This window comes from Paenibacillus cymbidii, assembly GCF_004764705.1.
Lineage (GTDB): Bacteria > Bacillota > Bacilli > Paenibacillales > NBRC-103111 > Paenibacillus_AN > Paenibacillus_AN cymbidii.
Genome location: NZ_SHLX01000027.1, coordinates 103,087 through 123,804, shown reverse-complemented (window position 1 = coordinate 123,804; position 20,718 = coordinate 103,087). Strand labels below are relative to the sequence as shown.

General features: G+C 61.7%; 19 protein-coding genes. 6 read left to right on the top strand and 13 right to left on the bottom strand.

All coding sequences use genetic code 11. The features are described 5' to 3' along the window. Positions 1 to 1,001: 1,001 nt before the first annotated feature. From EXY20_RS29115 to EXY20_RS29095, 5 genes are all read right to left on the bottom strand, one after another. Positions 1,002 to 1,952 carry a D-2-hydroxyacid dehydrogenase gene (locus EXY20_RS29115; protein WP_135555809.1) on the bottom strand — a complete coding sequence of 317 codons (951 nt, stop codon included), beginning with the start codon at positions 1,950 to 1,952 and terminating at the stop codon, positions 1,002 to 1,004. A 100-nt stretch (positions 1,953 to 2,052) separates the two neighbouring features. Beyond that, positions 2,053 to 3,615, bottom strand: a complete 1,563-nt coding sequence (locus EXY20_RS29110) for a hypothetical protein (RefSeq protein WP_135555807.1) — start codon at positions 3,613 to 3,615, stop codon at positions 2,053 to 2,055. Positions 3,616 to 3,739: 124 nt separating this feature from the next. Then, positions 3,740 to 4,486, bottom strand: coding sequence for a class I SAM-dependent methyltransferase (locus EXY20_RS29105; RefSeq protein WP_135555805.1), 747 nt, complete (start codon positions 4,484 to 4,486; stop codon positions 3,740 to 3,742). Between the two features lie 241 nt (positions 4,487 to 4,727). Next, complete coding sequence (locus tag EXY20_RS29100; RefSeq protein ID WP_135555803.1) at positions 4,728 to 5,213, bottom strand: GNAT family N-acetyltransferase; 486 nt, start codon at positions 5,211 to 5,213, stop codon at positions 4,728 to 4,730. Positions 5,214 to 5,352: 139 nt separating this feature from the next. Continuing rightward, on the bottom strand, positions 5,353 to 6,141 hold the full coding sequence (locus EXY20_RS29095; RefSeq protein ID WP_207671352.1) for a DUF6492 family protein: 789 nt from the start codon (positions 6,139 to 6,141) through the stop codon (positions 5,353 to 5,355). 168 nt (positions 6,142 to 6,309) lie between these two features. Between EXY20_RS29095 and EXY20_RS29090 the strand changes: the two genes are divergently transcribed. Both EXY20_RS29090 and aguB read left to right on the top strand, forming a co-directional pair. Next, positions 6,310 to 7,338, top strand: coding sequence for an agmatine deiminase family protein (locus tag EXY20_RS29090; protein WP_135555801.1), 1,029 nt, complete (start codon positions 6,310 to 6,312; stop codon positions 7,336 to 7,338). Positions 7,339 to 7,397: 59 nt separating this feature from the next. Beyond that, positions 7,398 to 8,276, top strand: a complete 879-nt coding sequence (gene aguB / locus EXY20_RS29085; protein ID WP_135555799.1) for an N-carbamoylputrescine amidase — start codon at positions 7,398 to 7,400, stop codon at positions 8,274 to 8,276. A gap of 229 nt (positions 8,277 to 8,505) precedes the next feature. Here aguB and EXY20_RS29080 read toward each other — a convergent pair whose 3' ends face one another. Genes EXY20_RS29080 through EXY20_RS29070 form a run of 3 tightly spaced genes read right to left on the bottom strand, consistent with a single transcriptional unit; the run spans position 8,506 to position 10,493 of the window. Beyond that, entirely contained in the window at positions 8,506 to 9,006 is a 501-nt protein-coding gene (locus EXY20_RS29080; RefSeq protein ID WP_207671351.1) for a methylated-DNA--[protein]-cysteine S-methyltransferase, read from the bottom strand. A 28-nt stretch (positions 9,007 to 9,034) separates the two neighbouring features. Then, positions 9,035 to 9,928 (bottom strand): DNA-3-methyladenine glycosylase family protein, encoded by an 894-nt coding sequence (locus tag EXY20_RS29075; RefSeq protein ID WP_235886243.1) that lies wholly within the window; start codon positions 9,926 to 9,928, stop codon positions 9,035 to 9,037. After that, positions 9,906 to 10,493 (bottom strand): bifunctional transcriptional activator/DNA repair enzyme AdaA, encoded by a 588-nt coding sequence (locus tag EXY20_RS29070; RefSeq protein WP_167859604.1) that lies wholly within the window; start codon positions 10,491 to 10,493, stop codon positions 9,906 to 9,908. Before EXY20_RS29070 ends, EXY20_RS29075 begins: the two co-directional genes overlap by 23 nt. Positions 10,494 to 10,683: 190 nt before the next feature. On the opposite strand from EXY20_RS29070, the gene EXY20_RS29065 reads away from it, so the two are divergent. Next, entirely contained in the window at positions 10,684 to 11,871 is a 1,188-nt protein-coding gene (locus EXY20_RS29065; RefSeq protein ID WP_135555793.1) for an MFS transporter, read from the top strand. Positions 11,872 to 11,911: 40 nt separating this feature from the next. Here EXY20_RS29065 and EXY20_RS29060 read toward each other — a convergent pair whose 3' ends face one another. Together EXY20_RS29060 and EXY20_RS29055 are read right to left on the bottom strand one after the other, a co-directional pair. Beyond that, on the bottom strand, positions 11,912 to 12,745 hold the full coding sequence (locus tag EXY20_RS29060) for a 1,4-dihydroxy-6-naphthoate synthase (protein ID WP_135555820.1): 834 nt from the start codon (positions 12,743 to 12,745) through the stop codon (positions 11,912 to 11,914). A gap of 23 nt (positions 12,746 to 12,768) precedes the next feature. Further along, entirely contained in the window at positions 12,769 to 13,428 is a 660-nt protein-coding gene (locus tag EXY20_RS29055) for a futalosine hydrolase (protein WP_135555791.1), read from the bottom strand. Positions 13,429 to 13,697: 269 nt separating this feature from the next. On the opposite strand from EXY20_RS29055, the gene EXY20_RS40350 reads away from it, so the two are divergent. Further along, a complete protein-coding gene (locus EXY20_RS40350; protein ID WP_268966435.1) occupies positions 13,698 to 14,462 on the top strand; it encodes a hypothetical protein in 765 nt (254 codons plus the stop codon). Positions 14,463 to 14,598: 136 nt separating this feature from the next. Here EXY20_RS40350 and sleB read toward each other — a convergent pair whose 3' ends face one another. Further along, positions 14,599 to 15,216 (bottom strand): spore cortex-lytic enzyme, encoded by a 618-nt coding sequence (gene sleB, locus EXY20_RS29045; RefSeq protein ID WP_135555818.1) that lies wholly within the window; start codon positions 15,214 to 15,216, stop codon positions 14,599 to 14,601. A 525-nt stretch (positions 15,217 to 15,741) separates the two neighbouring features. Between sleB and EXY20_RS29040 the strand changes: the two genes are divergently transcribed. Further along, complete coding sequence (locus EXY20_RS29040; protein ID WP_167859602.1) at positions 15,742 to 17,082, top strand: FGGY family carbohydrate kinase; 1,341 nt, start codon at positions 15,742 to 15,744, stop codon at positions 17,080 to 17,082. Positions 17,083 to 17,165: 83 nt separating this feature from the next. Here EXY20_RS29040 and EXY20_RS29035 read toward each other — a convergent pair whose 3' ends face one another. Further along, positions 17,166 to 18,197 (bottom strand): LacI family DNA-binding transcriptional regulator, encoded by a 1,032-nt coding sequence (locus tag EXY20_RS29035; protein WP_135555787.1) that lies wholly within the window; start codon positions 18,195 to 18,197, stop codon positions 17,166 to 17,168. A gap of 136 nt (positions 18,198 to 18,333) precedes the next feature. Further along, entirely contained in the window at positions 18,334 to 19,788 is a 1,455-nt protein-coding gene (locus EXY20_RS29030; protein WP_135555786.1) for a CoA-acylating methylmalonate-semialdehyde dehydrogenase, read from the bottom strand. 247 nt (positions 19,789 to 20,035) lie between these two features. Here EXY20_RS29030 and EXY20_RS29025 point away from each other — a divergent pair, with 247 nt between their 5' ends. Beyond that, positions 20,036 to 20,716: an MIP/aquaporin family protein gene (locus tag EXY20_RS29025; RefSeq protein ID WP_135555784.1), complete on the top strand. Its 681-nt coding sequence runs from the start codon at positions 20,036 to 20,038 to the stop codon at positions 20,714 to 20,716. Positions 20,717 to 20,718: the final 2 nt, after the last annotated feature.

Genomic DNA, 20,718 nt, shown 5'->3' with positions numbered 1-20,718 from the left:
TTGATTACAATCGCACTCGCATCCATTCGTCAATTGGTTACCTCACCCCGCATTTATGCGAAAAAAGGTACTACGAGCAACAGCAGATCGCTTAAATTGTGTGTCTACTTTCTTGACAAAGGTACACGCGGACCAGCCACGGCACGATTAGCGCATGTTTCATGCGCTGCAGCTGCTTTGCGGACCCGCTACCCTGGAAATACATTTCACTCCACTGTGGTGCCGCCCCGGCGGCATGGGGGTCTGCAAGGCTGAAATCAGCCTTATTTCGTCCGCCGCTCGCCGAAACGCCGCTGCAAGGCTGAAATCAGCCTTATTTCGTCCGCTACTCACCGAAACGCCGCTGCAAGGCTGAAATCAGCCTTATTTCGTCTGCCGTTCGCGAAAACGCCGCTGTAAGGCTGAAATCAGCCTTATTTCGTCCGCTACTCGTCGAAACGCCGCTGTAAGGCTGAAATCAGCCTTATATCGTCTGCCGTTCGCGAAAACGCCGCTGTAAGGCTGAAATCAGCCTTATTTCGTCCGCTACTCACCGAAACGCCGCTGCAAGGCTGAAATCAGCCTTATTTCGTCCGCCGCTCGCCGAAACGCCGCTGTAAGGCTGAAATCAGCCTTATATCGTCTGCCGTTCGCGAAAACGCCGCTGTAAGGCTGAAATCAGCCTTATTTCGTCCGCTACTCACCGAAACGCCGCTGTAAGGCTGAAATCAGCCTTATTTCGTCCGCTACTCGTCGAAACGCCGCTGCAAGGCTGAAATCAGCCTTATTTCGTCTGCCGTTCGCGAAAACGCCGCTGTAAGGCTGAAATCAGCCTTATTTCGTCCGCTACTCACCGAAACGCCGCTGCAAGGCTGATTTCAGCCTTATTTCGTCCGTCGCTCGCCGAAACGCCGCTGCAAGGCTGAAATCAACCTTATTTCGTCCGCCGCTCGCGGAAACGCCGCTGCAGGGTTGAACTTTGCCTTACCCTGAGAACATCCCTCGTGTTTGGGTTCAGGTTCTCAGTACCGTTTGGCTAAATCGACTCTGCTTTCGGACGGTTCGCGTCCGTCGACGTAGACCTGCAAATTGCGAACGAAAATGGCGACCGCCCGCTCCTCGTAATGGACCGTCGCTCCCGCCTGGTGCGGCGTGATGATGACGTTGTCCATCTCCCACAGCGGGCTGTCCGCCGGCAGCGGCTCCTGCTCGAACACGTCGAGGCCGGCGCCGGCGATCGTGCCGTCCCGCAGCGCGGCGATCAGCGCCTGCTCGTCCGTCGTCCGGCCGCGGCCGATGTTGATGTAGTAGGCGGATCGCTTCATCGCGGCGAACCGTTCCTTGTTCATCAGCTTGTCCGTTTCGGGCGTATGCGGCAGCGTGTTGACGACGTAGTCGCATTGCGCCAGCATGGCGTCCAGACCGTCCGGCGCATACATCCGGTCGACGCCGGGCAGCGGCTCGGGGGATGTGCGCATGCCCAGTACCGTCATGCCGAACGCTTGCGCGATGCGCGCCGTTTCCAGGCCGATCGCGCCGACGCCGAGAATGCCGACCGTGGCGCCGTGGATTTCCGCCTGTCTGCCGGGGCGCCAATGCTTCCCGAGTTGGTTGCGGACGGTGCGCTGCGTGCCTTGGGTCAACATCAGCATGAACGTGACGATCAGCTCGGAGATCGGGTAAGCGTGCACCCCGCTCGCATTCGTCATGATGACGCCGCATGCGGCCATGTCCGCCAGCGGGAATCGATCGACGCCGGCGCCCCAGCCCTGCAGCCAGCGCAGCTTCGTGCCCGGCTTCAGGCAGATGCCGGCGGCGTCCGGGTGCCAGCCGGCGACGATTTCCGCTTCCGGCAGCTCCCGCCGGCGGTCTTCCTCCGTAAGGGCCAGCGCAAGGCTGCGCCCGGGCGCCACCGCGCGAATCCGTTCCTGCGACTCTTCGGTCAGCTTGTGCAAAATGACGATATCGGCCATATCGAACCTTCTTTCCCGCGCGCGTGCGCGATGGAATGGCGAGATTGCTCCTCGGGTTTCAGTTCGACATGCCGCCGACGTGTTCCTCCCTGACGCGTCCTCAGTCTATATATAACGCATAAACGCGCGGTTCACCCGCGTCCGTGTCCGTACGCCGCCGCATCGCAATTTGCAGGACGACCGTCCTGCCGGCCAGCTCCGCCAACTCGCGGCCGGGCCAGACGATGCGCGACTCCAGCCCGTCGCCTGCTGCTGCGCGGCCTTCTTCGAAGCCGGCGATCGGTCGTTGCCGCTCGTCGAGCAGGCTGACGGTAATGCCCGCCGCGCCGTCTGCATTGAGCGCCAAGCGTGCGGCGTCCGCGGGCAGCAAGATCGGCGCGGAGACGACGGCGCCGTCTTCGGCGTCGGGATCGATGGCAAACGCGCCCCAGCGGTCGCGCGGCAGCGTGGCAAGGCCGACTTCGGCGTAGTAGTGCTTGAACGCGTCGTTGTTCGTGAACCCGCCGACGTTGCGCCAGCGGCCGTGGTAGATGCGGGTTTCGTCGCCGACATTCAGGATGCCGTTGGCCTGCGCCAGAATGGTGTTGAACGAGTAGCCCGGCACGGGCGTCGGCGGCGAATCCTCGCGGCGGATGAAGCGGTGCCCTTTGACCGGCTCGCGGAACTTGATGCCGTCGTTCGAAACGAGCAGGCCGAGATCGCACGAAATGTCGCCAAAACCAGGGCCGAAATCGGCGCTGTGCCACAAGCCGTACAGGCCGACGCACACATTGCCGAAGCTGGCGGCGCCGACGCCGAGGTGCACCTGGTCGTACGAGCCGCCGAGGCCGCGCAGGCTGCGGTCCTCCGGCTCGGGCAGCGCGAACGTTTCGGCGTACAGATCTGGCCACGCGTCAAAATCCGCCGTCGCCCGTGCCCGGCCGCTGCGGCCACAGGCGGTGCCGCCTTCGCCGAATTCGCGTTTGCCGGTTTGGTAATGGATGATGTATCGGTCATTGTGCTTGATGAAGGAGGAGGGCTCGACGAACTGGTTGCGAAACGGGATGCCGGTCGTCGTCCAGCGGATGCCGTCCGGCGAAACCGCCAGCGCCACTGACGTTACGGTTCCGTTCTCGTCGATCGGCGGCACGGTCTGGTCGGGGAAAAATTGATACGTCATTTTGTAACGCCGGGTCGGATCGGGATCGTCGTCGTCGCGGATGACGATCGCACCGCTGACGATCGTGTGGGGCAGTTCCAGCGCGTTGTTGTCGCGGCTGCCTTTGAACAGCACCTGGCCGAGCGCGGGTTTGGTCCAGGACAGGCCGTCCTCGCTTTCCGCATAGCAAAGCGGTCCCTGAATCAGCGGCATCTCCTCGTCAAGGAACCAGGAAGGCTTGCGGGCGACCTGCTGCAGCTTGTGCGGCGGCCAGTCGGGGTTGACGCCCCAGTGGCAGGCGTAGTACCACATGCGGAACTTGCCTTCGTCCTGCAGCACGGTGCCGTAGAAGTGGGCTGCCGAATCGTCCGGCGCGCCGCTCCCCCACGGGCTGGCCGCGAGCACCGGCTCGGGCCGTACGGCCGGCTTGCCGAGGTGGAGTCCGGCCTGGCGCCGGTACGGCAGCGATTGATCGTCGATGGCCAGCAAAGTGATGCGGTGAGTCGCGTTTCCGGTGCGTGTCATCCGTGAGTCAACCTTTCGCCCGACAGTATTGCGGACAGCCGCGGCCGTCCGCGCGTCATGCGGCCGCTGTGCGGCCGTTCACCCCCATTATATCGGGGGCGACTAGCGCGGGGTAGGCAACGAATCACTGATTACTAGCAGATTTGGATGCGGCGATCAGCAGGAAGATCGGACGGCGCGTTTCGTCCTTCATCTCGGGCACGGACGCCAGCATCTCCGGCGTCGGCTGCGGCTCGCTCAGCCGGTCGATGCGGAAGCCGGCGTCCAGCAGCGTGTTGACGTAAGTCGATGCGGTGCGGTGGTACTTCACGACCTCGTGGCCAAGGAAGCGGGTGCGCCGCACGCTTTCGTCCTGGTAGCCGTCGACGGGCCAATGCAGCCGTTCCCCTTGCGGGCCGTAGTGCCAATCCTGCTCGTCGCGCGAAGTGAAGATCGGGTGCTCGACGGACAGAACGAAGCTGCCGCCCGGCGCCAGGCCGCGATACACCTGGCGGCAGACGGCGTCGAACCGTTCGACGTAGTGGAGGGCCAGCGAACTGAGCGCCGCGTCGTACGCGCCTTCGTCCAGTTCGATGTCTTCGATGGCTTGCCGGCGATAGGAGATGGCCGGGTCGTCCGTCATCTCTCGGGCTTTCGCGAGCATGCTCTCCGAAATGTCCACTCCCAGCGCGGACAAGGCTTGTTGCTCGCGCGCGTACCGGCAGTGCCAGCCGTAGCCGCAGCCGAGGTCGAGCACGCGTTTGCCCCGCAGCTCGGGCAACAGCGCGCGCAGCGCCGGCCATTCGCCGGCGGCGTCTAGCCCGACCGCGGAGCGGGACATCTGGCCGTACGCGGCAAAAAACGCGGGATCGTCGTATTTGTTTTGCTTCATGGGAGCTCCTCCTTGGGACTTTTTTATAGACTTGCATCGCCGCCCGTAACAATCGCCGCCGTAACCCGGATCGGGGCAAATAAGCCGGAAAATCCGGCTTAAATCACCGCCGTAACCGGGGTCGGAGCAAAATCCGGCTTATTTCACCCACCGTAACCCGAATCGGTGATATGAGGCTGTCAATTAATTGTGGATCCCCGCGTCGGCCCTGGACGCGAGAAGGCTCGTCCCATTCCGCAGCTTAAATGATCTTCTGATAACTGGCAACGTCGAGCCAGCGGTCGAACTTGCGGCCGACTTCGCGGAACAGGGCGCACCGTTCGTAGCCGAGGCGCTCGAACAGCCGCGCGCTGCGTTCGTTTTCCGTACAAATAACCGCTACAAGCGAGTGGAAGCCGAGCTCCTTCGCCATCGCTTCCAGATGCGCGACGGCTGCCGGCCCGATCCCAAGGCCGAGATGGGCGGGGGCCAAATAAATCGTGACTTCGGCGGTAACGTCGTAAGCCGGTTTCGCTTTGTGCCGTGCAAGCAGCGCGTAGCCGATCAGGGAATCTCCTTCGACTATCGCGTACGAACGGAAGCGGTTGTCCCCGCTCAGCGCCTTGCTCCGCATGTCGTCCAGATCAAGCGGCTCCAGATCGAACGAGACGGTCGTATGCGCCACGTAATGATTATAAATCGCCAGCGCGTCCGGCAAATGCCGCTCTTCCAATTCGACGATATTCATCCTGCTCCTCCGTTCGCCGTTGCATAACCTAGCAATAGAATAGCACACAACGCCCCGCTCTGCTTGCCGCCGCCCGCTTGCGGCCGAAGCAAGACAAGCCGCCCGGCGATCGGCCGCGGCGGCTTGCAGAGGTGCAGGGTCAATGGTGCTGCCGGGTGTACCACTTGCGCTTGTGCAGCGAAACGGAGCGGTAGGAGAGCGCCAGCTTCCTGCGCTTCTCCGGCGTCAATTGCGACATCTTCAGCGAAAGCGCGACATTGCGCGCCGGCTTCCACCGGTAGCCGTGCGGATCGTAGCTGTGGCAGTAGTTGCCGTACGTCTCGAATTCCGAGAAGGCAAACTGCTTCTTGCGGTTGATCGAACGAAGGATGGCTTTGTACCAGCTCGTTTGGTGCCTGTCCTCGATCGTCCGTTTCAGTCTGGCGACGCGGGAGCGTTTGAACAGCATGTAGTGCGTGACGAAGGAGCGGGGCGCGGCTTTGGCGCGTCCCATCAGCTTGCGGTACGTGACGAAGTATTCGGGCTGGCTCCAGTTCCGATAATAAAAAATCGTCCGTCCCCCCTCCGTCATAAACCGATGCGGGCGCAGCAGCACGGTGTCGGCGTCGATGGTCAGGTAGTAGTCGCGATCGCTCAGCTTGTCGCCGCTCAGTTTCAGCAGCTGCTGGTACATCCAGCCGGAACGGTCCCATTTGGCCGAGCGGTAGTTGATATGCTTCTTGGTGATGGGAAGGACGGTGTTCTCGTTCACGAACACGCATCGCTTGCGCGCGCACAGCTGGCGCATCTTCGGCGTATCCGGCGATACGATCATGATCGTGTCGATCGGATGCTGCACCATGCTGCGCACGCTGTCGATGACGTGGGGGAGCGTCCCGAGATCTTTTTCGATCGCGGGGATGATGACGTCAATGGCGGGCAGCGGCACTTCGTTCACGCTCCGTTGCGAGGGTATCGTCTCTCGACACCAGCCATTATATGACACGCGGGACAAACGGTGCGGGCGTTTGTGGAGCGGGCGGTTATAAGATATGATGAAGGGATGGAACGACGCGCGCGACAAACGATCGATCGCAAAATCACGCAGGAGGTTGCTATGCAAGCGAACTTGTTGACTTACCGGATGCCGCCGGAATGGGCGGAGCACGAACGAACGCTCATTTCCTGGCCGATTCAGGACTCCATGGTGTACCCGGACGACTACGACTCCGTATGCGCGGGTTACGAGGGCACGATCCGGGCGATCGCCGAATTCGAGCCGGTGACGATTATTGTGAATCCGGAGGACGAGGCCGGTGTAAGCGAACGGTTCGCGGACAACGAACGGATCTCCTGTTTGGCGGTGCCGCATAACGACGCCTGGCTGCGCGACAACGGACCGACGTTCGTCGTCGGCAATGACGGCGAGTTGGCCGGCATCAACTGGAAATTCAACGCCTGGGGCGGCAAATATGCGCCGTGGGACCTCGATGATGCGGTGGCCCCGGCGATTCTGGCCCGCTTCGGGGTGCGGCGGTTCGACGCGCCGTTCGTGCTGGAGGGCGGCTCGATCCACGTGGACGGGGAAGGCACGCTGCTGACGACCGAGGAGTGCCTGCTCAACCCGAACCGCAACCCGGACCTCGACCGGGAGCGGATTGAGGCGTATTTGCGCGACTATTTGCGCGTCGAGAAGATCGTCTGGCTGAAACGGGGCTTGAGCGGCGACGAAACGGACGGGCACGTCGACAACATCGCCTGCTTCGCCGCACCGGGCAAAGTCATCCTGCAAGTATGCGACGACTCTGCCGACGACAATTATGCGATTACGCAGGAAAGCCTGGAGGCGCTGCGCGGCGCGACGGACGCGAAAGGGCGTCCGTTCGAGATTGTAGCCATTCCGCAGCCGCCGCGGCGCGAACGGGAAGGCAAACGATTGACGCTCAGTTATTTGAACTTTTACTTCGTCAACGGGGGCATCATTCTGCCCGTGTTCGGCGGCGACGCGGCGGAAACCGACCGGCAGGCGGCGGAAGCGCTGGCGGCGTGTTTCCCGGATCGTACGATCCGCACGGTCGACGGCATGGCCGTCATCGGCGAAGGCGGCAATGTGCATTGCACGACGCAGCAGATGCCGAAGCGGTAGGAGCGCGGAGAGGTCACAGAGTACGGAGCAAAGTACGGAGTCGGGAGGACAAGCAAACGATGAGAACGGTCAAAGTGGCGGCGACGCAAATGAGCTGCTCGTGGGATATCGACGACAACATTCGCAAGGCGGAGGCGCTCGTGCGCAAGGCGGCGGGCGAAGGCGCGCAAATCATTTTGCTGCAGGAGCTGTTCGAGACGCCTTACTTCTGCCAGAAGGAGAAGTCGGACTACTACCGCTACGCAACGGAGCTGGCGGCCAACAAGGCGGTCAATCATTTCCGCGCCGTCGCCAGGGAGCTTCGCGTCGTGCTGCCGATCAGCTTCTACGAAAAATGCAATTACGCGCGCTACAACTCGCTGGCGGTTATCGACGCGGATGGCGAAGTGCTCGGCACGTACCGCAAGAGCCATATCCCGGACGGACCGGGGTATGAGGAGAAATTTTATTTCAACCCGGGCGATACGGGGTTTAAAGTATGGAATACGCGCTATGCCAAAATCGGCGTCGGCGTCTGCTGGGACCAGTGGTACCCGGAAGCGGCGCGCTGCATGGCGCTGATGGGCGCGGAGCTGCTGTTCTATCCGACGGCGATCGGCTCCGAGCCGCAGGACGGCAGCATCGATTCGAAGGACCATTGGCAGACGACGATGCTCGGCCATGCCGCGGCCAACCTGATGCCGGTCATCGCTTCGAACCGGATCGGCGTCGAAGCAGACGAGGACTTCTCGATCACGTTCTACGGCTCTTCGTTTATCGCCGGCCCGACCGGCAACAAAATCGCCGACGCCGGCCGCACCGACGAAGCCGTGCTGGTGGCCGAATTCGATCTCGACCTGATCGAGACGCAGCGGCTCGAGTGGGGCATTTTCCGCGACCGTCGGCCGGACCTGTACGGCGCCATCGGCACGTACGACGGCTCGACGCGGGTGCGGTAGGAGAGAGGCGAGCAACTAGGTCATGAAAATTGGCCTATTTGTCCGTTTTGAGGCGGCTCGTCGCAAATAGCCAGCGAAAACACTGGCTATTGTGGGCAAACAGCCTCCAAAACGGCCCGTTTATGAGAAATAGCCAGCGATTTCGCTGGCTATTTTGAATTCGCGGACTACTTTTGGCGAAATAGCCAATCAAACATGGCTTATTTCAGGCGTAAGCAGTGAGCCGCGCTCAGGCGTGCTGCCCGCCCGCCGTCACTTGCGCCTCGTGGCGCAGCAGCCACTCCTTGCGCCACAAACCGCCGGCGTAGCCGGTCAGGCTGCCGTCCGCGCCGACGATGCGGTGGCACGGCACAACGATCATCAGCCGGTTGCTCCCGTTGGCCCCTCCGACGGCGCGCACGGCGTGGCTGTTGCCGCAAGCGACGGCGATGTCGCGATAGCTCCGCGTTTCGCCGAACGGCACCTGCCGCACCCGCCGCAGCACGTCGGCCCGGAACGCGGTGCGCGCCTCCGCCAACGGCAGATCGAACTCTCGCCGCTCGCCGGCGAAGTACTCGTCCAACTGCCGCGCCGCCGCGACCAGCACGGGATGCTCCGACGTAGTTTCCGTCGGCGCCGGCTCATAATCGTCTGCCAGCTCGGTCAGTACAATGGCGGTCAGCGCTCCATTCTCCGACGCAAGCTCGATCCAGCCGATAGGTGACTTGTAGTAGTTTTTTTGCAACGTCATTGTCCAGAACTCCCTTCCCCATAATGCCTTATGAGGGCGTCAACGCCCGCCACAAGTAAAATGTCGCATACGCCCGCCAACCGGCCCAGCTTTCCGCCCAGCGTTCGATTTCCGCCAGGCTTGGTTTGCTGTCCAGGCCGAGCACCAGCTTCAGCGCGTTGTGCAGCCCTACATCGGCCAGCGGGAACGCGTCCGGATGCCGCAAGCAGCGCATCACCGCGTAATTCGCCGTCCACTTGCCGACGCCGCGAATCGCCGTCAGCCGCCGCTCCATTGCGGCCAAATCGCCTTCGGCGAGCAAGCTCGACTTCGACAACTCGCCTGCGTCCATCAGCTTCGCCACGCCGAGCAAGTAAGCGGCTTTGCTTCGCGTAAATTTAAGCGCCTGCAGCTCCTCTTCGGCCAATCCGGCGATGCGCGCCGCCTCCGGGAACAGCCAATAATCCCGGCCCTCGAACGCAACGGGATCGCCGTATGCTTCCACAAGTCGCTTCTTCAGCCCGTACGCCACATGCAAACTGATCTGCTGGCCGGCGATCGCCCAGGCCAGCGCCTCGAACAAGTCGCCGACGCCGACGATTCGCATACCCCGATATCGCGGCACCACCTTGCGCAAGATCGGATCGTTCTCCGCCAGCCGGTAGAACGGCGCCAGATCGCGGCCCAAATCCAGCCATTCGGCGATGTAATGCGCCGCGGCAGCGCGTTCCGTTTCATCCGGCTCCGCCAACGGAAAGGCAACGTCCAGTTCGCCATCCGCGGCCATCGCGATCCGAACCAACAACGGCCCCCGCTGCCCGCGGAACGCCTTGGTCACCGTCCGCCGCTCCGCGTCGACGGCATGCAGCGGCTCCTGGGCATTGCGGTTCAAGTACAACAATACCTCGTCATAGCGAAAATCAGCGGGCAGTGAAATCCGCACGGTCATCCGCCTCCTTCCGGCGTGCCGCCCGGTAGGCGACAGGAGAGCAGCCGACCTGCCGCCCGAACGCCACGGAAAAATGCGACGCGCTCTTGAAGCCCACCTCGTGCGCGATTTCCGTCACGGACAACGCGGTGCCGCGCAGCAGTTCCTTCGCGTTGGCGACGCGCAGCTTGGCGATCGACGCCGCAGGCGATTCGCCGGCCTCGCGCTTGTACGTGCGCTGCAGGTGGAAGCGGCTCATGCCAACCTCGCGCGCCAGCCCGTCCAGCGTCAGCCCGGTCGTGTAGCGCCGTGCGATCACCGCCTGCGCATCGCGGACGACGTCGCGGTCGCCGGGCGGTTCGAGCAGGTCGGGGCGGCATCTTTTGCACGGGCGGTAGCCTTCGCCGAGCGCATCCGCCAGCCGCGCGAAGAAGCAAACATTGTCGCGAACCGGCGTGCGCGACCGGCAGGAAGGGCGGCAGCAAATGCCGGTCGTGCGAACCGCATAATAAAACTTCCCGTCATAATCGCCGTCGCAACGGACAACGGCGTCCCACATCGTATGTTCCGGCCATTCCATCCGCATCACCTCATGCTTCTAGTTTACCCCAGACCGCCGCACGTCCGCATTCGAAATGTTGCGGTGTCATTGCCAGACCGCCGGATGCCGGCTTTTTTTGACACGTGGGGAGCGCTCTCCTATAATCAAGGGCATCGGTTCGGATGCCTGCCGAAGAAGACGGGAATTTGTGGCGGGGGGAAAGGCGCGCATGGCGGAGGACAAGCTGTGGAACCGCAACTATGTGGCGGTTTGTTTGAGCAGTTTTTTTCTGTTTCTGGTGTTTTATATGCTGGCGGTTACGCTGCCGGTTTATGTAGAGGAATCGCTTCAGGTCGGCAAGGAGCGGATCGGGCTGGTGATGACGGCGTTCATTCTGGCCAATGTCGTGTTCCGGCCGATTGCCGGCCGATGGCTGGACGAGTGGAACCGCAAGAAGATCGTACTCTTTTCGCTGGTGCTGTTCCTCGTCTGCAGCGTCGCCTACAGCTTCGTGCACGATTATTACGTGCTGCTTCTGCTGCGCGTGGCCCACGGCATCGGCTTCGGCATTGCGGCGACGGCGACGGGGGCGATTGCGGTCGATTTTGTGCCGGAGCATCGCAAGGGCGAAGGGATCGGCTACTTCGGTTTGTTCATGAGTCTGGCGATGGTAATCGGCCCGTTCATCGGGTTGTCGATTGTCGAGCAATACGAGATGAACGCGATGTTCCTGACTTGTTTGCTGTTTGCGCTGCTGGCGCTCGCTTCCGGCGCGGTGCTGCGCATTCCGGCGCGGCCGGCCGGGGCGGCAAAGGCGGGGCAGGCAGTCGGCTGGCGGCGTTACGTGGTCGAGGAAGCGATTCCGATTTCGCTGACGGGAACGCTGCTGGCATTCGCCTACGGCACGATATCGACTTTCCTGTCCGTATATGCCAAAGAAATCGGCTTCGGCGCGATCGCCAGCTACTTCTTTATGGTGTTCGCGGCGACGATCGTCGTATCGCGGCCGTTCACCGGGCGCCGGTATGACCGCTCCGGTCCGAACGGGCTCGTGTACGGCGGCCTGCTGCTGTTCGCCGGCGGCATGATCTGGCTTGGGCTGGCCTATGCGCCGGTTGCGTTCCTTGCCGCGGGGGCGGTGCTTGGCCTTGGTTATGGAGCGCTGCTGCCGAGCTACCAGACGATTGCGATCCAGCAGTCGCCCGCGCACCGGCGCGGCTTGGCGACGGGGACGTTTTTCCTGTTTTTCGACTCCGGTTACGGCATCGGTTCGTCCGTGCTGGGCGTCGTTGCCGCGCATACGAGCTACCGCGACATGTATGTGCTGGCGGCGCTGATCGTTTTTGCATCTTCCGGCGTTTACTACTTGCTGCACCATCGCCGCGCCAACGCCAAAACGCAACCCCAACTCCGTTAAAAACGGAGCCGGCGGTTGCGTTTTTTTACCTCATCCTCGCTCAGCGCAGCAAGATCAGGTCGAAGGCGGGAACGAGCCCATCCTTCGCTGCGCGGCCAAGCAGCGCTTCGACAGCGGCGTAGCCGTCCTCGCCAAGCTCGGCGGTGAAGGAATTGACGTACAGGTCAATGTGCGCCTGCACCACTTCCGGCGCCAGCTCCTGCGAATGCTCGAGCACGTAGCCGCGCGACGCTTCCGGATGCGCCCACGCGTATTCGACCGAGGCGCGGATCCAGCCGGCGAGCTTGTCGCGTTCGGGCAGCAGCGAGCGGCGAATGACGATCGCGCCGAGCGGAATCGGCAGCCCGGTGTCGGTCTCCCACCAGCTGCCGAGGTCGGTCAGCATCGTCAGCCCGTAGTTCGGGTACGTGAAACGCGCTTCGTGGATCACGAGTCCGGCGTCGATCGCGCCGTCGCGCACGGCGGGCATGATTTCGTGGAACGGCATCACGACGATCTCGCCGACGCCGCCGGGAATCGTCTGCGCCGCCCAGAGCCGGAACAGCAAGTACGCCGTCGAGCGATCGCTCGGCACGGCGACGCGTTTGCCGGCAAGATCCGCAGGCGTTGCGGCGCCCGCCGTCAGCACGAGCGGGCCGCAGCCGCGGCCGAGCGCGCCGCCGCACGGCAGCAGCGCATAGTCGCCCAGCACCCAGGGGAGCGCGGCGTAAGAAATCTTCATCACGTCGAGCCCGTCCGGCCCGGCGGCAAGCCGGTTCGTAATGTCGATGTCGGCGTAGGTCACGTCAAGCTGCGGTGCGCCCGGCACGAGCCCATGGACAAGCGCGTGAAACACGAACGTGTCGTTCGGACACGGAGAGAAAGCGATCGGCAGCGCGTCGCTGCCCTTCTTTGTTGTCATCGTAGCACCTCCGGTAAATGAACGCTTGCCGCTTCCAGCGCGGCAAGCGCGTCGCCGATGCGCCAGGCGCTCCGGTCGCGCGGTCCGACCGCGTTCGATATCGCGCGCAGCTCCAGCGCCGGCACGCCGTTATCGGCTGCGGCCGCGGCGACGCCGAAGCCTTCCATCGCTTCGGCGACGGCGCCCGGCACGCGCGCTTGCAGTTCGGCCGCGGTGGCGGCGGTGCCGGTCGCGGTCGACACCGTCAGCACGGGGCCGCAGCAGGCGGCCAGCCCGGCTTCGCGCAGCGCCGCGGTCAGCCGCTCGGCCAGCGCGGCGTCTACGGGCACGCGCGTGCTGCCGAAGCCGAGCGCGTCCACGCCGCGGAAGCCGTCCGGCGTTTCGGCGCCAAGGTCGGCGGCGACAATGGCGCTGGCGACGGCCAGCGTGCCGACGGCTGCGCGCCCGGCGAAGCCGCCGCCGATGCCGGCGCTGATTGCGAGCCGGTACGCCCCGCCGGCCAGCGCCGCGGCGGTGCGCGCGGCTGCCAGCGCCGGGCCGACGCCGGCGAGCCGGACGTCGAAGCCGTCCGCGCCGCGCAGGCCGCGCAGCACGGCGTCGCGCTCCGCGTCGACGGCGGTCATGATCAGGATGCGTCCTGCAGGTATGGCGGTCATCGCGGCAAGTCTCCTTTTTCCCAACTCCACTCCTGCTACCAGCTAATCATATGACGCGGCGCGGCCAATCTCAAGCCGAAGCGGGCGGATTCCCGTTATTGCCGAACAATCGGGACATCGCGGCATTAGCGAGATGAAGATCATACGAGTCAAACATCTATTTTTGTTTTTTTAGATTCTTATCCAAGCTTTTACTAGATATTAGTCCAACCCAATGGATGTTTGTCCCCCATAGGATAAACCATTCCAACCGGGAGGTGCTTATTTTCATGGGAGCTTTGGTTCATCACAAAAAGAAATGCCGTAAGCCGATCGTTTGTTGCCCCAAAAAAAGAAAGATCGTTAACAAGGTGGTAAGGGTAAAATGCCAAGGAGCTGCGGGACCTCAAGGGCCGCAGGGACTGACAGGTCCCCAGGGACAAACGGGCATCCAGGGCCCGGCAGGACCGCAAGGACCGCAGGGACTGACAGGCTCGCAAGGTCCGGTAGGACCGCAAGGGCCGCAAGGGCTTCAAGGTCCGCAAGGGCCGGCAGGCCCGCCGGCTTCGTCCGAATGCGACTGTTGCGTGAATCCGATGCAAAATGTTTTGTCGCAATTAGTGAACGTGCCTGGCGTTACGCTGGGTACGACCAGCAACCCGCCTGGAACTTTTGTTAATTCGACCATCAATAGCGTGAGTAATTTCCTGGTCACGATTACCCAGGGAGCCAACGTATCGGTAGTTCCCATTTGCGAAGTGATTGGCGTTGCCGCTCCGCAAGTGCAGAACGTTACGCTGCTTCAACCGCCTATGACACCCAGAACCGGAGATTGTGCATGTTGCGAGGCGCCATTACGCGAATTCTTGAATCAGAATATTGGGTCAACTACCGATGTAACGACAGCCGGCTTTGGTTTTTTTAACAACATTCAGAATGCAACGATTGTTAGAACGGGAGAAGGCATTGTCATTCTTGACGTCACTCCGGCGGTTGATTTCGCCGCTATTTCGATATGTAAAATCACCTCGCTCACTAATGTAACAGCACCGTAAGAACGCAGGACGGTGCATCGGCGAGAGAAACCCGTGCCATTTTCGGATTGTTCGCCAAGCGGAGCTGTTCCGCAACATGACTCGAAAACGAGCCGCCCGTTGACCGGGCCGCTCGTTATTTGCGGGAACGTAATTCCTATTGGGCAAAAATATGATTGCCGATCTGCACCGTCTGCGGCCGCGACCAGATCCATGCGCTGGTGGCGGTCTTCGGATTGAAGTAATACAGCGCGTCGCCCGTCGGGTCCCAGCCCCGCACGGCGTCTTCGGCAGCCTGATAAGCCGTCTCGTCCGGCGTCAGGTTGTACTGGCCGTCGCTGACCGCGGTGAAGGCGCCGCGTTGAAACACGACATCCTCGATGTCGTCGCCGAAGCTGCCGGACTCGATCCGGTTCATGACGACCGCTCCGACCGCCACCTGTCCTTCGTACGACTCGCCCCGCGCTTCGCTGTAAATGACTTTGGCCAATATATCCAGCTCGCTCCGATTCAGCGAAAAAGTTTGCAGCGCTTGCGTCGTGGCCGGACCGGTAACGCCGTCGGCGCTCAGGCCGTAGTCGCTTTGGAAGTTTTGCACGGCGGTTGCCGTGCCGGGCCCGTACATGCCGTCGAGCTTCAACTCGTAATAGCCGAGCAATTTGAGCCGGAATTGCACGTCCCAAACATCGCCGTTTGCGCTGCCTTGTTTCAATATCGAAGCGGGAGCCGCTTGAGCATATTGAGGTTGTCCGCTGCCGATCCCGAGAAACAACATACTCGCGAGAAGGGCGATAGCAACGTTCCATTTTTTCACAGATGATTCACTCCTTTCGGTTACATGCGATTATGAAGGAGTGAGATAGAAGGATCAACACCTAATATGTGGAAAAAGCCGAAATGCCCAATGAGGAGTAGAGGCCGCGGAGGGGCTGGTAATGTTTTACACGGGGCGAATCGGGGTGGGGTTGGCGAAATAGACCCTGTTTTATGGCCTATTCCGCTTAAAGTGAGCAGGCGCAACAAAATAGCCAGTGATTTCACTGGCTATTCGTGCAAATTTGCCCGGATTGGGGCTGTTTGGCTCAAATAACCCGTGTTTTCACTGGCAATTTTCGATCGGCACCCCAAAATGAGTCCGATAAGCAACTTTTTATGGCTTATTCGCCCGGAGCCATATGGCGCAGCCGCCGCTGGCGGCAAGCACGAGCGGCAGCGTATCCGCGCAAGTTACGACGCGGCGGTCCACTTTTCGAGAGCAAGTGACGCAACTGCGTTTCAAGCGAATGTTGGAGGAATGGCCATGGACAACGGCCTGCTGCTTGCTATCGATCAAGGAACGACCGGAACCAAAGTGCTCCTTCTGGATCGCAGGCAAGCCGTCGTTTCGCAATCGTACCGCAAGCATGCGCAATATTATCCGCAGCCCGGCTGGGTGGAGCACGACCCGCTGGACATTTGGGAGCAAGTGAAGCGCGCGGTTGCAGAAGCTCTTGACGGCGCGGCAATCGATCCCGCATCGATCGCCGCGGAGGGGCTGGCCGGCCAAGGGGAAACGGCGCTGTTCTGGGATCGGCGAACAGGCGAGCCGTTATGCAGGGCCGTCGTATGGTCGTGCAAACGATCCGCAACGCTTGCCGACAGCTGGCGGCACGATGCCGACTTGCCGGAACGCGTGATCGCGAAGACCGGGCTGCCGATCGATTCGTATTATTCCGCGACCAAAATACGTTGGATGGCCAATGAGGTGCCCGCCGTCCGGCGTGGCATCGAGGAGGGCACCGCGGTGTGCGGAACGCTCGATTCGTGGCTCATCTGGCAGATGACGGGCGGCCGCTCGTTCGTCACGGACGTTTCGACCGCCGCGCGCACGCAGCTGTTTCATATCGGCAGCTTGCAGTGGGACGAAGACATATTGGCCTATTGGCGGATCGACCGGCAGTGGCTGCCCGGGGTGCTCGATTCCACCGGCGATTTCGGCATGACCGATGCGCAAGCGTTGTGCGGCATCCGGTCGCCGATCAAGGTCAGCCTCGTCGATCAGCCGGCCGCGTTGTACGGCCAAAACTGCATCCGCCCGGGGACGGCAAGCTGCACTTACGGCACCGGCTGCTTCGTGTACGCCAACATCGGCGGCGAATTGCCGGCAACCCGGGATGCGGCGATATCCACCATGGTGGCGTGGACGGGCAACGGGCGCATCGCGTATGCGATGGACGGCGCGGTGCTCGCCGCCGGCTCCGCTATCGAGTGGGCCTGCCAGGCGGCCGGCCTGTTCGCGGACTTGGCGCAACTGCAGACATGGTCGGAGCGCTGGGTCGACGAATGGACCGAAAGCGCGACGGACAGGGAAACCCCGTGGTTCATCCCGTCCTTGAACGGACTTGGAGCTCCTTATTGGAACGGAGAAACGCGCGGGGTATTTGTCGGCCTGAGCTTCCGGACGGATCGCGAGCAAATGGCGAAAGCCGTGCTCGAAGGCATCGCGCACCGCGTTGCGGATGTGCCCGCTCCGGGTTGGCGGGCATCTCGATATCCCCAACTTCTTCCTGATGCTGGACCGCATGCGGGAAATCGGAGCGGTCGGAACGGGGACCGCCATCTACGCTTCCCACGTCAACACGGCGCATACGTTGCTGCATGAAGAGATGCAGGACGTCTTCGACCAATCCGAGTATGCCGTCTCGGTCGCGTACGACGGAATGACGATCGAATCGTGAGTGAGTTCTATTGATTCGCTCGCGTGCGCAAATGAGTGCCGCAAGTGTTGCGCACGATCATTTCCACCGGGAGAACCGTCTCTTGCCGCTCGGTATCGGCAGACGCAGTCATGCGCTCGAACAGTCGTTCGGCGGCCAGCTTGCCAAGCTCATACCTTGGGATGCGAACCGTTGTCAGTTGAATCTGGCGCGCCGATGCGAAGAACAGATCGTCGAACCCGATCACGGCCAAATCCTCCGGCACGCGCACGTTGGCGTCGGCCGCTGCGTCAAGTACGCTGAGCGCGCCGATATCGCTCAAGTTGATCATCGCCGTAGGGCGCACCTCGCCCGGAAGCCGCAGCAACGCAGCGGCCGCATCGTAGCTCGGCCGGTATTTGGCTTCTCCGGAAACCAGCCATTCGGGGAACACCCGGATGCCCGCTTCGGTCATGGCTCTCCGGTAGCCGGCCATGCGGGAAATATTGACGGATGAGCCGTTCACTCCCGTGACGAAGGCAATCCGTCGATGGCCGAGCTCGATCAGATGCCTGGCGGCCATATAACCGCCCGCCTCGTTATCCGATACGATCGTATCGATCGGGAGGCCGTCCAGACGGCGGTGCACCAGGACGACCGGGAAGCCCATCTTCACCAGGTCGAGCAGCGCCTCGCGGTCAAACTCCAACGCCGTGGACACGATCATGCCATCCACCTTGCCCTCCCGCAGCTGCTTGGCGGCGAGCCCGACCGCGCCGGGTTGATCGTTGGTATTGATCATGTTCAAGGCATATCCCTTGCTTCGCGCCACTTCTTCGCAAGCTCTCGCCAGGTCGGGGTAGAACGGATTCGTAATATCCGACAGCACCAGACTGATCGTTTGACTCCTCCGGACACGCAATCCTCTGGCCACCGCATTCGGGACATAACTCAGCTCGCGAATCGCCCGCAGCACATTTTCCTTCTTGTCAGGGGATACATAACGAGTATCGTTCAGCACGTAAGATACCGTAGCCACAGAAACTCCCGCATGACGGGCAATGTCTTTGATCGTTGCCATGAAAATTCCTCACCTGTCGAATCGTTTGGATTTTCATCAGCATACCACATCTTTTCGCAAAGGAGGTATTCCGCGCACGGGCCGGCGGAGCCTCCGCCTTCGCGAAAGCTCTTCCGACGAATGAATGATGCGCTGCTTAGTAGCGGGCCACGACCATCTTTTTGCGGGTATAAAATTCGACGCCATCGCGGCCGTTCGCATGCAGATCGCCGTAAAAGGACATTTTGTATCCGGAAAACGGGAAAAAGGCCATCGGCGCCGGCACCCCCACATTGACCCCGAGCATCCCGGCGTCGATCGTTTCGCGGAAGCGGCGGATCGTTTTGGCGCTGTCCGTATAAATGCACGCTCCATTGGCAAAATCGGAACGATTGGCGAGCTCCACCGCTTCCTCCAACGTGCTCACCCGGGCAATCGAAAGCACCGGAGCGAAAATTTCATCGCGCCAGACGGCCATGTCGCTGCGCACGTGATCGAATATTGTCGGCCCGATGAAATAACCGTCCGCCTCCGCTTGCGGCGCAAGGCGGCCGTCCAGCACAAGCCGCGCTCCTTCGTCTTCGCCTTTGCGAATGTAAGCGACGGTGCGTTCCTTGTGCGCTTGCCGGATGACCGGGCCAAGAAACACATTCTGCTCCAGCCCGTTGCCGATCACGATGCGCTGCCCCGCTGCGGTCAGTTCGGCGACCAGCGCATCGGCGATATCGCCGACGGCAACGACGACTGACGCCGCCATGCAGCGTTCTCCCGCCGAGCCGAAGGCGGCGCCGATAATCTCTTTGACGGCCAGCTTCAAATCCGCGTCCGGCATGACGATGGAATGGTTCTTCGCGCCGCCGAGCGCCTGCACCCGCTTCCCGTGCGCGGCCGCTGTCTTGTAAACATGCGCGGCTACCGGCTGGGACCCGACGAAGGAGATGGCGCGCACCGTTTCATTTTCCAACAGTTCCGTCACCACTTCCCTGGCGCCGTGGACAACATTGAATACGCCGTCCGGCAACCCGGCTTCGGCAAACAATTCCGCGAGACGGTTCGCAAGAAGCGGCGTGCGCTCGGACGGCTTCAGGACGAAGGTGTTTCCGCATGCGATGGCCAGCGGGAACATCCAGCACGGCACCATCATCGGAAAATTGAAAGGGGCGATGCCGCCGACCACGCCGATCGGGTAGCGATACATGCCCGATTCGATTCCCGTTGCGATGTCGGGCAGCATGTTGCCCATCATCAGCGTAGGCGCGCCTGCCGCGAACTCGACGCATTCGATGCCCCGCTGCACCTCGCCGTACGCCTCCGCGTAACTTTTGCCGTTCTCCATGGTGATCATTCTCGCCAACTCTTCCCAGTGGGCCACGAGAAGCTGCTGGTAGCTGAACAAGATTCTGGCTCGTTTCGGTACCGCAACCTGGCTCCACGTCCGGAACGCTTCGGCCGCCACCTCAACGGCATGCCGCACCTCTTCGGCCGACGACAGCGGCACTTCCGCCAGCGTTTCTCCCGTGGCCGGGTTGAACACCGGCTCCGCGGAACCGCTTCGCGAAGGAACCCGCTTGCCGCCGATATAGTTGGAAAGCCGGTCAATAGTTGTTGTCATGCATACTCCCCCTTGTGTCTGCTGAGCTGCGGCAAACGTATGGAATCCGACAACCGTCGGTAATGCCCGAATGAAGCGAACGCAATGGACCTTTCGCCGCTCGATCTAATCGATTAGATCAAGTGTAACATGGCCTCCTTCGCACTGTCCAGATTTCTTTGCCGCATTAGTGGACGAGAGGGCATTTCTTCCAGAGCAAACGCATACAAATCGTAACGGAAGGATATTAAGGCGAGGAGGAGTCGGCATGAATCCATCGTGGAAAAAGTATACGGCGGAATTGATCGGCACGTTCGTCCTGGTATTGTTCGGATGCGGCAGCGCGGCGACGGGCGGAGGGGAACTCGGAACGCTTGGCGTGGCATTGGCGTTCGGGTTGGCGTTTGTGGCAATGGCCTATGTGATCGGCGCGATTTCCGGCTGCCATATCAATCCCGCGGTATCGCTGGCCATGCTCGTCAGCGGCAGGATGTCGGTGAAGGATTTCATCGGGTATGTGGTCGCGCAAGCGGCCGGAGCGGTCGCCGGCGCCGGACTGTTGTATGCGATCATCGACTCCGCGGGCAAAACGGTGACTACCCTCGGGGAGAACGGCTATGGCTCCGGATTCGCGCTCGGCCTTTCGGAGTGGATGGCGATCGTGGTGGAAGTGGTGCTGACCTTCGTGTTCGTTTACGTCGTAATGGCATCGAGCGGATCGGCCGGCATCGGCTCGCTGTCGGGCGTCGTCATCGGTTTGACGCTGGCGTTGGTGCACATTTTCGGCATCGGCCTGACGGGCACGTCCGTCAACCCGGCCCGCAGCTTCGGCCCGGCGATCATCCAGGGCGGCGACGCACTGTCGCAGCTGTGGGTGTTCATTCTTGCTCCCGCCGTAGGCGCACTGATTGCGGCTTACGGGTACAAACTGCTGAACAACGGCAAGTAGCG